This window comes from Klebsiella sp. Sb-30 (assembly GCF_057652795.1).
On record NZ_CM172749.1, the window covers coordinates 4,262,329 to 4,274,990 of the forward strand.

Below are 12,662 nucleotides of genomic sequence, written 5' to 3' on the forward strand. Positions count from 1 at the left end.
GGCAAAATGGAGCAGCACAATGGCAGGCAGACCGCGCGAATTTGATCGCGAATATGCGCTTTTGAAGGCGCGCAATCTCTTCTGGCGACAGGGATATGAAGGTACGTCAATGTCGGATTTAGTGGCAGAACTTGGCATCGCTTCCGCGCGCATTTACAAAGCGTTCGGTTCAAAAGAACAGTTGTTCCGACAGGCCATCGCCCATTATGAAAGCCAGGAAGGCGGGTTTGCAGATCGGGCCTTCGCCGCTGAGAACAACGTGCAGGAGGCGATCAAAAAGATGCTTGTCGACGCCGTGCGCCTGTACAGCCAGGCGGAATTACCGCGAGGATGTATGGTCGTCGCCTCTGCCGCGAGTGTCAGCGCGGAAAATGATGAGATCAAAACCTGGCTGGCCGAACATCGCCTGCAACGCACGCAACAGATCATCGACCGACTGAGACAGGCGGCGGATAACGGCGAGCTACCGGATACAACCGATGCCGACAGTCTGGGAGACTATTTCGCCGTCTTTTTGCATGGTCTTTCCGTTCAGGCGCGCGACGGTGTCTCAGAAGCGCGATTGTTAGCGGCAGTTAACGTCGCGCTTAACGCGCTGCCGTGCACAGCATAACGCATTATCGCCAGCAATAAATCTTTTAATATCAACGGGTCATTAGTTTACCATCGCAGGTCGGGAGGCCTCACGATGACCACGAGACGCCACCCGTTCTCGTTTGTCTCCTTTCGCACCTCCTCACTGTCTGCATGGATGGCTATGCCGACGGGAAACATCCCCGACGGTGTGTCGGACCGGGTTAAATAAAGGGCCTGCGGTTTCCCGCAGCCTGGGGCGCAGTCGCGTGGCTGACATCACTTGCCGTTTGCAAGCGCATTGACAGCACCAGCTGTAACGTTACACTAAACCGTTATTGTTGATGATCCTCATCAGAAAACGATGCAGGATCAGGCTTGTCGACCCCGTATAAAGCGGCGCGGAGAATCGCTCTCGTCCGCGCCTCGCCCACCGCTGCAAAGGAGATGTATGGCAAACATTCGCGATGTCGCAAAGCATGCTGGCGTGTCCGTCAGCACCGTATCCAACGTGCTCAATGGCCGTACCGACCAGATGCGCGAAGAGACGCTGGCGCGTATCCAGCAAAGCATGCAAACGCTCAATTACTTTCCTAATCGCGTCGCCCAGCAGTTGAAAACGGGCCAGGCCAAAATGATCGGCCTGCTGGTTCCGTCCATCGTCAACCCCAGCTTCGCCTCGCTGGTCCGTGAAGTGGATCTGGCGGCAAAAAAGCGCTTTTATCGCGTGCTGATTGGTAACACCTACCGTCAGATTGAAGAAGAAGAAGCCTTTCTGGAAGATATGTTTGCCCACGGCGTGCGCGGCATTATTGTCGCCGCCGGTGATATTGAAAAACCGCATTTTGTGCGTGCCGCCTCTCAGGGCATGATCATGGTCAACTACGACAGTCGTATGCCGGCCAGCGCCGGTTCCGGCGGTCTGGCGCTCGACAGCGTATCCATGGATAACGTCGAAGCCGGACGTTTAGCCACAGAGCATCTGATTGCGCGCGGGTGCCGACACCTGACCTTCGCCACCGTCGCCGGTATGATCCCGAGCCGCGCCCATAAAATCGAAGGCTTTCTCAGCGCGGTGCAACGCCACGGGCTATTTCGTGAGGGCATGATTGTCGAGGAGAAGACGCAAGCGGCGTACGGTGATGCGGAAATGACCGAACTGGGCCGATCGCTGGCGCAAAAAATCTGCCGCCAGTCGCGCCGTCCTGACGGTATTGTGGCAATTAATGACGCGCTCGGCATTGGGCTGATGGCCGGCCTGCACGAAGCCGGGATTAGCGTGCCGGGAGAGATCTCCATCATCGGCATCGATAACATCCCGCTCTCCGGGCTGGTTTATCCCAGATTAAGTTCGGTGATGCCTCCGCTGAGTGATATGGCGGAGGTCATGGTACAACGCCTGATTGAGCGGACGGACAACCCCTCCCTCCCGCCGCAGGAGTTTTTGTTTACGCCTTCCCTGGTGTGCCGTCAGTCGGTACGCGATGCGCCCGAGGTCTGACTCTCGCGCCGCAGTGTTTGTGCCTGTGACGGGAGAAGAACACGTTGCCCTTCTCCCGCGTCACAGTAGCGTCGGGCCGACGGTGAGCAGAATATTGGCAAAGCGGCGGGTCTCGCCAGAGGCGACAACCAGCAGGGTATCCGACGATTTCGCCAGCGCGTAAAAGGCCTCCCGGGTCACATATTCCACTGCGGTCGACTCAGCAAGCAGAGTGCGATATTCACGCGCAATCGTATTATCAAAATCATCCGGGCAGGACATCAGCACCGCTTTTTCAATATTGATGTAGCCGAGCATTTTTTGCAGGATGACCACGCTGCTAATTAAACCCGGGGAAAAATTGAGATAAATAATCCGCGCCCGCGGAGATGAGTTGGTTAAAAATGAATAATTAGCATCGGCGATAAGAATATTGGCTTTATGGCCACACTGGGCCAACGCCTGGAGCAAATCCGGATGAATAATTTCTGTTTTGATCATGACTACGTTCTCTTAATATGGGCGGGATATAACCCGCCCTGAGATTTATGCCCGATAAATACCGCCGTTAATATCCAGAGTCGCCCCGGAGATAAAGCCATCGTATTCCGAGGCAAGGAAGCAGATCGCGCGTGCGATATCTTCAGGCGTACCGGCTCTTCCCAGCGGAATATCTTCGATAGTCCGATCGGCCGAGGCCTGAGTGGTATGCTGGTTATGAAAACGTGTCCCCAGAATCAGCCCTGGCGCCACCGCATTCACCCGAATACCAAACTCGCCAAGCTCTGCGGCAAGGGAGCGGGTCCACGTCAGCACCGCGCCTTTAGTCATCGAATAGACCAGCGATCCGGAGTGCCCGCCGGAGCGTCCGGCTAACGAGGCGAGATTGACGATACTCGCGCCGTCAGTCGCCTCTTTTAACCACGGCAGCGCCGATTGAGTCACATTGAGCATGGTCGTCATATTGACATCAATGACGGTACGCCAGAACTGCGGGTCAATTTCACCGAGCCATTTGCGGGCAATAATTCCCCCGACGTTATTCACCAGAATATCGATGCCACCTAAGAACGCTGCCCCCTCGGCAACGCAGCGCGCCGCATCCGCCTCGTTGGTCAAATCCGCATAGCCGCAGGCGGCCTTGCCTCCCCGCTGTTGGGCAATCGCGATTAATTCTCTGGGGCCTTCTTCACCGCTGAAATAGTGAATATAGATATCACATCCGGCCTCAATTAATTTTCTCGCAGTCTCTTTACCAATACCTTGCTCAGCGCCAGTAATAAAAACTTTCTTTCCCGTTAATGACCCCATTGCATACTCCTGTTTCAGAATAAATCCGCCATCGGCGCATAATATTTATCAGCGAGAGATTCAGGACGTTGTTATCCCCACCTGCAGGCGTGTTAAATATCAGAACCTGAGCGATACCTGTTGACCTTGCGCCCTGCCGATATTGACAGGACGCCTCTTTTAACCGTGTTTAAATAACGGAATACTGTTGACGACTGGATTCACAATTAATAACCAGCGAGCCCCGGCAACCATGTTGTTAATGGTGGGACCATAGCCACGATAATAATCCCGACGAAGACTACCGCCAGATATTTTGCCATGGGCCGAATAACGTGTTTCATCTCCACGCCGCAAATGGCGCAAGTGGTATAAAGACCGAGTCCGATAGGCGGTGAAAAGAGACCAAAACCCATTGCCATAATCATAATGATGCCGAAATGCAGCGGGCTGAAACCGAGCTGAACGGCGATCGGTACCAGAATCGGCGCAAAGATAATCAGCGCCGGAGCCCCTTCCAGAACGGCGCCAAAAATAACCAGAATAACGATGGTTAATAGCAGAAATAGCCAGGCTCCCTGCTCGACCCCAATGCTGACCAGTAATTCCGCTATTTGCTGCGGGATCATCTGTATCGTCAGCGCATAAGAAAGGCTGGTGGCGCAGGCGACGATAAACAGCAGCACTCCGGACATGGCGGCGATATCGATAAACATTTTTACCGTCGCTTTGAACGTCAGTTCACGAAATGCAAGGCGACCGACGACGATGGCGTAAATCACTGCAAAAGCGGAGATTTCTGTCGAGGTGGCGATCCCCATCATGACGCCGCGGCCAATCATAAAGATCATCACCAGCCCAACGGCGGCACCAAGGTAGAGCTGCGTGCGCGGCCGTAATACCGGATACGCTTCGCTAACGTTGATTTTGCCGCCAAACCGGTTGGCGGCAATCATCAGCAGTACCAGCAGGCAGACGGCGGGCACCAGGCCTGCAATAAACAGCGCGCCAATCGAGATGTTCGCGACAAAACCCATAACAATCAGATTCACGCAAGGTGGGATTGTTTCGGCCATCACGGCCGAGGCGGCAAACACCCCGGCGGCCTCTTCGCCATCCTGTTTAGCCCGACGCACCGCCGGCATCAGCACGCCGCCAACCGCCGCAACATCTGCCAGTTTGGAGCCGGAGATCCCGGAGAAAAAGGCCATCGACAGTACGGTAGTCATATTGAGGCCGCCGCGAAAGCGCCCCATGCCACGCACGATAAGTTCAACGAGCCGCGTTGACATCCCGTTGATCTCCATAGCGGCACCGGCAAGCAGGAAGAACGGAATAGCCAACAGCACGAAGTGATCTACCCCCGCCGCGACCTGCTGGGAGAAAAAGACAAACGGTAATGACGGATCGCAGATAAAGAACACCATCGCCGACAGACCAAGGGTAAACGCAATCGGTACGCCGGCGAGAATACCGAGCACAAAGCAGATCAGCATTAGCCCGGCAGCAGCGCTGGCGGGATCGGCCATGAGCGAAAGTTTCATATAGCCAATGGCGGCCAGAACCACAATGCCAAGGCCGCTGAACAGCACAACCCGAACACGTTCTCGCAAGGCCAGCTCCAGCGCCGCCACCATCATAACCAGCGAACCAATCAGCACCGGAATGACGTAGATTGTCTGCGGTAAACCGGTCTCCGTGGTTTGCAATCGCGCGGCCTGCACCAGGTCGTAGCTGGAAACGACGAGCCCAACCGAGACCAGAAACAGGATCCAGCGGCTGGCATGAACGACATAGGGTCGAACCCGTTCAGGCAGGAAACGCAGGAACAGATCGACGCCAATATGACCCCCTTTCGCCGTCGAGGTGGCCACGCCGAAAAACACCAGCGCAATCATCAGCGCGCGAGCCACCTCTTCGGCCCAATGAATGGGCGAGTGCAGCGCATAGCGCCAGATGACGGATGCAAACACCACCAGCACGTTGATAAACAGCACCAGCGCTCCGGCCCAGGCGGTTAAGGTGGTTAAAAAGCGGCTCAGTTTGCCCAATAGCGCAAGGGCAACGCACCCGTCCTTTGCTTTAATAGAGATATCAGCCATGTTGAATCTTCTCCACAAGATTGCCAATCTCACCGCTTAACCCCGCCGTGGCACGGGCGGGTTAAGCGGCGCCGATCATGACGGGTCTTTTGCCGCCGCGGTAATTTCATCAACGATGGGCTTCATATCCGGATATTGCTTGAGGAACGACTGCCACACGGGCTGCACCTGCTGATAGAAGAACTGGCGATCGGTTTCGCGGAACGTCACCCCTTTTGCTTCAAGGTTCTTTATTGCTTCCTGTTCTTTTTTACCCGCTTGCATGCGTTCATAGTCCGTCGCCTCTTTCGCCGCCGCCAGCACGTCCGCACGCAGCTCCGGCGGGATTTGTTCGAAACTCTTTTTATTCATCGCAATCATCAGCGGGTTGTAGCTGTGGCGAGTCAGGGTGCCGTTTTTGATGATTTCATAATATTTGCTCGCATAAATCGTCGGGGCATCGTGCTCTACGCCGTCAATAACGCCCATTTGCAGGCTGGAATAGACTTCACCGCCCGGCATCGGGATCGCCACCGCCCCCATATGGTTTAACGTGGCAATGAAATTAGGCACCGGCAGCACGCGAATTTTCAGGTTCTTTAAATCCTCCGGCTTTTCAATCACCTTTTTGGTATAAATATTACGCGCGCCGAGGTTAAAGCCGTAGCCGAGCACCATCACGTTGGCTTTATCCATCATTAAGGCGGAGAGTTTTTCCCCGGCGCTGCCGTCCAGCGCTTTCCCTACCTGACTGTAATCTTTAAATAAATAACCCAGATCCAGGACGCCCATTTCAGGTACCAGCGTGGCCCAAATGGATGTACCGGAGATCATCATATTAATTGCGCCAATGCGAACCTGCTGCGTCGCATCGGCCTCTTTGCCCAACATGCCGTTGGCAAAATAGTTGAGCTTAATTTGCCCTTTCAATTTCGCATTGTTGTTAATGTTTTCCTGAAAACGGCTGAACCAGATGTAGTGCGCCGAGGAGTCGTCCGCGGGGAGAGAAGAATAAACGCGGAAGTTGAGCGCCGCATGGGCTAAGGCGCTCACCGCACTTCCCGCTATCAGGGCCGAGCTCAAACAAGCAAAAGCTAAAAAACGTCTGGCCGAACAAAACTGTGTCATTTTCATCATCGTTATCCTTTCACGTACCGTTGAGGTGTCTGTAGCACCTTCGGGCCTCGCTAAATCGCCAGGGACTTCACTCATAACCGGAGGGTAAATTTCTACTGTAACGTTTTAGTGTAACGTTACAGACCGTATTCGCCTCGCCAGATAAAAGCAAGTTGCTTCCCCCCGTCATCGCGCATGATGTGTGAATTTTGTGGCAGGCGTCGCGAATTCAGACGCTGGTTTTACATCGTGAAAACGTCGTCATCGCTGTTTAGTCACTGTTTAGTCGCTGCTGTCATCTGACTCTGGCGACTACACTAAACAAACACAGGCGTACCTGGCTGGCGTAAAAGAAGAGGGCCGGAAAAGTCTTTACCGGGCATGACGCGGGTTCGCGCCGAGAGACGTTGGTAAACGTGAAGGCTATCGCAAACGCCGCTTTTGATTCTCCGCTACGCTGGAGTACGCCGTTCAACCGTTAACCTTCTGAGACAGGAAATAACCATGCAACTGAATGACCTAACCTTGTTCCGCCAGCAGGCATTTATCAATGGTGAGTGGCGTGATGCCCTCAGCAGCGATGTCATTACGGTGACCAACCCGGCGAACGGAGAGGTGCTGGGCTCAGTCCCTAAAATGGGCGCAGAAGAGACGCGCGATGCGATCCAGGCCGCCCATCGCGCCCTTCCCGCCTGGCGACAGCTAACGGCAAAAGAGCGCGCCGCGATCCTGCGCCGCTGGTTCGATCTGATGATGGCAAACCAGGACGATCTGGCCCGGCTGATGACCCTGGAGCAGGGCAAACCGCTGGCAGAAGCAAAAGGCGAGATTGGCTACGCCGCTTCATTTATCGAATGGTTTGCCGAAGAGGGAAAACGCATTTATGGCGATACCATTCCCGGTCATCAGGCCGATAAGCGCCTGATCGTGATTAAACAGCCGATTGGCGTTACCGCCGCGATCACGCCGTGGAATTTTCCAGCGGCGATGATCACCCGTAAAGCCGGCCCGGCGTTAGCCGCCGGCTGCACAATGGTACTCAAACCCGCCAGCCAGACCCCTTTTTCCGCGCTGGCGCTGGCCGAACTGGCCAGACGCGCCGGGATCCCTGACGGCGTATTTAACGTGGTGACCGGCTCCGCCAGCGCGGTAGGTAATGAACTGACCGGCAACCCGCTGGTGCGTAAGCTGTCGTTTACCGGCTCCACGGAAATCGGCCGCCAGCTGATGGCGCAGTGTGCCCAGGACATCAAAAAAGTTTCGCTCGAACTGGGCGGTAACGCGCCGTTTATCGTGTTTGACGATGCCGATCTGGATAAAGCGGTAGAAGGCGCCATGGCGTCGAAGTTTCGTAACGCCGGGCAGACCTGCGTCTGCGCCAATCGCCTGTACGTGCAGGACGGGGTGTATGCGCGTTTTGCCGAAAAACTGCAGCAGGCGGTGGAGCAGCTGCACCTCGGCGACGGCCTTCAGGCGGGGGTCACAACCGGACCGTTGATTGATGAGAAAGCCATTGCCAAAGTGCAGGAACATATTGCCGATGCCGTCGGGAAAGGCGCCCGGGTCATCACCGGCGGGAAAGTGGATGCCCTCGGCGGCAACTTCTTTCAGCCGACTATTCTGGTCGATGTTCCCGACGGTGCAAAAGTGGCGAAAGAAGAGACGTTCGGCCCGTTGGCTCCTCTGTTCCGCTTCACAGATGAAGCGGATGTCATCCGCCAGGCCAACGATACTGAATTTGGCCTCGCCGCCTACTTCTATGCCCGTGATTTGAGCCGCGTTTTCCGCGTCGGCGAAGCGCTGGAGTATGGGATTGTGGGCATCAATACCGGGCTGATTTCCAACGAAGTCGCCCCGTTTGGTGGCGTGAAGGCTTCCGGTCTGGGCCGCGAAGGCTCGAAGTATGGCATTGAAGACTATTTAGAAATCAAATACATGTGTATTGGCCTTTAATTCACGTCCGTTCCAGGCAGCGGAGTCCCGATGGGGTGACCCTTCGGGCTCTGTTTGCGCCGCCGGCTACTCGCTTTTCTTGTAGCGCGGTAGCTCAACAACCGGATAGGAATACGTCTCCTGTACAATGCAGCGGTCAGGTGTCGCCATCCCGGAATAGAAGAAATAATAGTCCTGGCTGTCGGGGAAAAAGACCAGATCGTCGCCATTTTGAAAACGCGTCACGCGAAACGGGACATTGCTTTTGGTTTGCGCCTGTCTTATTCCGGCAGCAACCTGGAAGTGATCGCCCCATTTCATTGTCGACAGCTGGTAATGGAATTTTGAGATCGTCACGCTTTTGCGTAACGAGCAGGACAATTTCACTGCAGTCCCGGCAAATGCTGGAGAAAGAAACAGGCTTAACAGACTCATTAGTAATACAATCTTCATAAATATCTTTATTTTACAGGGCCATGTGGTGACGGTAACACGGATAGCCTGTTCAGGCATTCTCTCGGGACACATTTCCTCGGGATGGTGCGCTTCTAAGAAAAATCCCATCTTTTTCTTTTACCGATCTTTTTGCTGCTATAACGAACCGAAATCCTCTGATGTTGCTGTTTCCACCGGCCTGGGTAAACGTTGTCCCCGAGCGCAATACGCATCGAAATAGCACCGTTATTATTAGCACCCGATTATTTCCGCTACGGCATGATAAAGCAGATAGCATGTTTATAAATAACGTTGATAGTGAATTATATTCACATTAAATTCACAGCATTTTTTTCAAAACAAACTTCAATTTAAATACGCATCTATTCGACATGATATGAACTATACGCTATAATGATTGGTGCTAATTATTCATTAATTTTATGAATAACTATCAAACATCCATCACCGATTTAAATCATGTATTATTTTGTTTAATTAACTCTATTAAACGAGAAAAAAAATGGCAGATAGCAAAATAAAAATTTACAACGTCCGCTATAGCAAGTTGATGAAGCTTCTGGATTTTTTCACAGTCAACGCCCTGATATTTATTTATCTAAAGTATTTTTACATCGAACCATCAACTGCATCTGCCCTTCTCGGTGTTATCTACTCGTTAATATTCATCCACGGCAATGAGTATTTCCGTCTTTACGCAAGCCAGTTCAGAGAACATTTATTCAACAAATCGGTGAGTCTGTTTCTGAGCGTTTGCTTAAGCAGTCTTCTCTCGTTCATATTTTTTGTCCTCTCCGAGATACTGTTGAATAAACACTCAACGGAAAACACCCTCCTTTTGGCTAAAGCCCTTAGCCAATGTTCAATCATTATCTTTAGCAGCGTACTGGTCGTCCGGTTAATTATCAGATGTTTTTTCAACCGTAAAAAACTCCATGTCGCGATCCTGGGAATTACCCCTGCCGGGTTGGCGATTGAACAAGCTCTGCTGCATGAGTTTTCAAAGAAGAGCATCGAAATCAGCTACTTTGAGGATCGGAATATTCAGCGCGATAGTCGGTTCATCAACATTGAGCAAAAGGGCAACTCACGCGATTTACTCGCGCTGGCGAAGGAGGATAAGGTTGATGAAATCTACATTGCCCTACCCATGGTCGCTCAACAGCGCATCCGTCAGTTCCTTAACGAATTTTCCGATACCACCGTTGATGTGTTTCTGGTCCCGGATCTGTTTTCGTATAGCTCGCATATCTCGCAGTTGCGTATGTTTGGTAATATTCAGACAATCAGTATCTTTACGTCACCTTTTGATGGTGATGGCGCGCTGCTAAAACGCATCGAAGATATCATTCTTGGTTCATTTTTCACCCTGCTCAGCTTGCCGGTAATGTTTCTCATCGCCATCGGGATCAAGTTAACATCACCCGGGCCGGTTTTATTTAAGCAGAACCGTTACGGCCTGAATGGTAAAAAAATTCAGGTCTGGAAATTCCGCACAATGAGGGTTATGGAAAACAATGCAGTGGTCAAGCAGGCGACCCGGGGCGATCCGCGCGTTACCCGTTTTGGCGCATTTTTACGTAGAACCTCACTCGATGAACTGCCGCAATTTATCAATGTCCTGCAAGGAAGAATGTCGATTGTCGGCCCCCGCCCTCATGCGGTTGCCCACAATGAGGAATATCGCGTTCTGGTCGATAACTATATGATTCGCCATAAAGTGAAGCCGGGAATCACCGGACTGGCGCAAATCAGTGGCTTCCGGGGTGAAACGGACACCCTGGATAAAATGGAAAAACGCATTCACTACGATCTGGAATATATCCAGTCATGGTCGTTATTCCTCGATCTGAAAATTATCTTCCTGACCTTCTTTCGAGGGTTTGTGGGGAAAAATGCGTTCTAGGCTTATCTTTCTGGCCGGTCTGCTGTATCTCCCGTACGGATATGCTGACCTACAAGCAAAACCGCATACGGGCGTCGCGGGCATCGATTTCGAGAGCCAGATAGGCTATGACGTCGGTTACAATGATAACGTTACCTGGCAGCGCGCAGACAACAATAAGATTGTCTCAGGTTATCAGAATATCAAACCGATCTTGAAAGCGATTGGCCAACGTTATGAAGATCGCTACCTGCTAATGTACTCGGGGGATTACCGCAACTACACCAGCGATAGCGCAGACAACCGCAGTAACCATTTTTTCATGTTCAATGGCAACTGGCGCTATGGGAAAATGCATGGTCTGTCGTTGGATCTTGATGAGACATACGGCCATGAAGAGCGTGGACTGGATACCACGCTGGGCTTTTTACCGGAACAGTTTAAAGAGTTTGGCATCAATAAACCGCTCAGTACGCGTTTTTTCAATAGCGAATTACGCTACAGCTACGGTGCTCCGGAGGGGCGCGGTAAAGCAGAACTGGCGCTGCTCCATAAACAGCTCCGCTTTCGCGATCTGTCTGACATTCAAGCTGCCGATGCTGACTTTTATTACTACATGCGCGATCAGGAATGGCATGAGAACAGCCTGATTGCCGAGATTTTTGACCAGAAAGCTAAAACGCTGCGCTATCGCTACAGTTTTATTACCAACCAACGTCGCTATGAACTTAATCCTTTAAAAGATACCAATGAATACTATCTGCTGGTCGGCATGAAAAACCGTCTTTCCGGTAAAACTGAGATTAATGGCAACATTGCCTGGTTGTACAAAGATTTTATCCATAACCCTGATTCACAGGGATTTAACGGTCTGAACTGGGATATTAATGCCGACTGGAAGCCACTCGAGCAAATTAAGCTGAACCTGCACAGTTCACAGCGCATTAAGGACCCTTCTGACTCCGGTGGCTATATCCTGGTCTCTAATTTCGGTCTCGGTTATGAACATCATTGGCTGGTGGATCGTTTTTCAACCCTGATAGATTATGCTTACATCACCGAAGACTATAAACATCAATCGAATGGACGAAAAGACCAGTCAAATCTTTTGTCGCTTACCTTTAACTATGACTATCGTCCATCCATTAATTTTAAGCTGAAGCTGCAATGGAACACGATGCATTCCAATAAAGATACGGATGTCTTTTATATTGGCCCGGACTACAACCATGCCGTCGAACGCACGCTGGGCTACAACGATTCGGCAATTATTTTTATGACGCAGGTACAGATATGATCCTAACTAGCAGGAAACTGGCAGTGCTCCCTCTTCTGGCATGGCTGCTGACAGGCTGCTCGACACCGCCACAAACGGTCAAAAACCCACCGGATGCCGTCTATCATTTGGATCAAGGGGATGAAGTTAACATTGCCGTTTCAGGTGAACAGGATCTGACAATGCGCGTTAAAATCGATAGCAGCGGCAACATTGAGTATCCCTACGTCGGCTCCCTGATGCTAAAGGGTAAAACGCCGGAACAGGTCAGTCGGGAGATAGCCGACAAGCTGCGCGGCAATTATCTGCAGGCGCCAATGGTGACCGTCAGCATTGCTGAATACCGTAAAATCTACCTGTTAGGAGAAGTTAAAAAACCCGACGGCTATGCCTGGGAGCCCGGTTTAACAGCTGAAAAAGCCATTGCGCTGGCCGGTGGATTCACCGATCGCGCCGACCGCCAGGATATCCGAATTCGCCAGGTACGCAGCGGTAAGCTGCTGGAGAATGTCGCCGCCGACTCCGCCGTTCAGGCCGGAGATACCATTATTATTGGAATGAGCTTCTTCTGAT

General features: G+C 52.1%; 11 protein-coding genes. 6 read left to right on the forward strand and 5 right to left on the reverse strand.

What is annotated here, in order from left to right; genetic code table 11:
- The first annotated feature begins 19 nt into the window (after positions 1 to 19).
- Both AC236I_RS19985 and AC236I_RS19990 read left to right on the forward strand, forming a co-directional pair.
- Positions 20 to 613: a TetR/AcrR family transcriptional regulator gene (locus AC236I_RS19985; RefSeq protein ID WP_054829166.1), complete on the forward strand. Its 594-nt coding sequence runs from the start codon at positions 20 to 22 to the stop codon at positions 611 to 613.
- Positions 614 to 1,024: 411 nt separating this feature from the next.
- Entirely contained in the window at positions 1,025 to 2,074 is a 1,050-nt protein-coding gene (locus AC236I_RS19990) for a LacI family DNA-binding transcriptional regulator (RefSeq protein WP_004858294.1), read from the forward strand.
- Between the two features lie 60 nt (positions 2,075 to 2,134).
- Here the strand turns inward: AC236I_RS19990 and AC236I_RS19995 are convergent, their stop codons facing one another.
- From AC236I_RS19995 to AC236I_RS20010, 4 genes are all read right to left on the reverse strand, one after another.
- Positions 2,135 to 2,554 (reverse strand): RbsD/FucU family protein, encoded by a 420-nt coding sequence (locus AC236I_RS19995; protein WP_015585082.1) that lies wholly within the window; start codon positions 2,552 to 2,554, stop codon positions 2,135 to 2,137.
- Between the two features lie 45 nt (positions 2,555 to 2,599).
- Positions 2,600 to 3,364, reverse strand: a complete 765-nt coding sequence (locus AC236I_RS20000; RefSeq protein ID WP_015585083.1) for an SDR family NAD(P)-dependent oxidoreductase — start codon at positions 3,362 to 3,364, stop codon at positions 2,600 to 2,602.
- Between the two features lie 206 nt (positions 3,365 to 3,570).
- Positions 3,571 to 5,445: a TRAP transporter large permease gene (locus tag AC236I_RS20005; protein WP_004858284.1), complete on the reverse strand. Its 1,875-nt coding sequence runs from the start codon at positions 5,443 to 5,445 to the stop codon at positions 3,571 to 3,573.
- 75 nt (positions 5,446 to 5,520) lie between these two features.
- The gene (locus tag AC236I_RS20010; protein ID WP_224050084.1) at positions 5,521 to 6,477 is read right to left on the reverse strand and encodes a TRAP transporter substrate-binding protein; all 957 of its coding nucleotides are present in this window, start codon (positions 6,475 to 6,477) and stop codon (positions 5,521 to 5,523) included.
- A gap of 567 nt (positions 6,478 to 7,044) precedes the next feature.
- On the opposite strand from AC236I_RS20010, the gene gabD reads away from it, so the two are divergent.
- Positions 7,045 to 8,493, forward strand: a complete 1,449-nt coding sequence (gabD, locus tag AC236I_RS20015; RefSeq protein WP_004858280.1) for an NADP-dependent succinate-semialdehyde dehydrogenase — start codon at positions 7,045 to 7,047, stop codon at positions 8,491 to 8,493.
- Positions 8,494 to 8,559: 66 nt separating this feature from the next.
- On the opposite strand, the gene AC236I_RS20020 is transcribed toward gabD, so the two are convergent.
- On the reverse strand, positions 8,560 to 8,925 hold the full coding sequence (locus tag AC236I_RS20020; RefSeq protein ID WP_032717161.1) for a hypothetical protein: 366 nt from the start codon (positions 8,923 to 8,925) through the stop codon (positions 8,560 to 8,562).
- A gap of 505 nt (positions 8,926 to 9,430) precedes the next feature.
- On the opposite strand from AC236I_RS20020, the gene AC236I_RS20025 reads away from it, so the two are divergent.
- Genes AC236I_RS20025 through AC236I_RS20035 form a run of 3 tightly spaced genes read left to right on the forward strand, consistent with a single transcriptional unit; the run spans position 9,431 to position 12,661 of the window.
- Positions 9,431 to 10,834: an undecaprenyl-phosphate glucose phosphotransferase gene (locus AC236I_RS20025; RefSeq protein ID WP_438303758.1), complete on the forward strand. Its 1,404-nt coding sequence runs from the start codon at positions 9,431 to 9,433 to the stop codon at positions 10,832 to 10,834.
- Positions 10,824 to 12,110, forward strand: coding sequence for an outer membrane beta-barrel protein (locus AC236I_RS20030; RefSeq protein WP_487608616.1), 1,287 nt, complete (start codon positions 10,824 to 10,826; stop codon positions 12,108 to 12,110). Before AC236I_RS20025 ends, AC236I_RS20030 begins: the two co-directional genes overlap by 11 nt.
- Entirely contained in the window at positions 12,107 to 12,661 is a 555-nt protein-coding gene (locus AC236I_RS20035; protein ID WP_438303755.1) for a polysaccharide biosynthesis/export family protein, read from the forward strand. Before AC236I_RS20030 ends, AC236I_RS20035 begins: the two co-directional genes overlap by 4 nt.
- Position 12,662 lies beyond the last annotated feature (1 nt).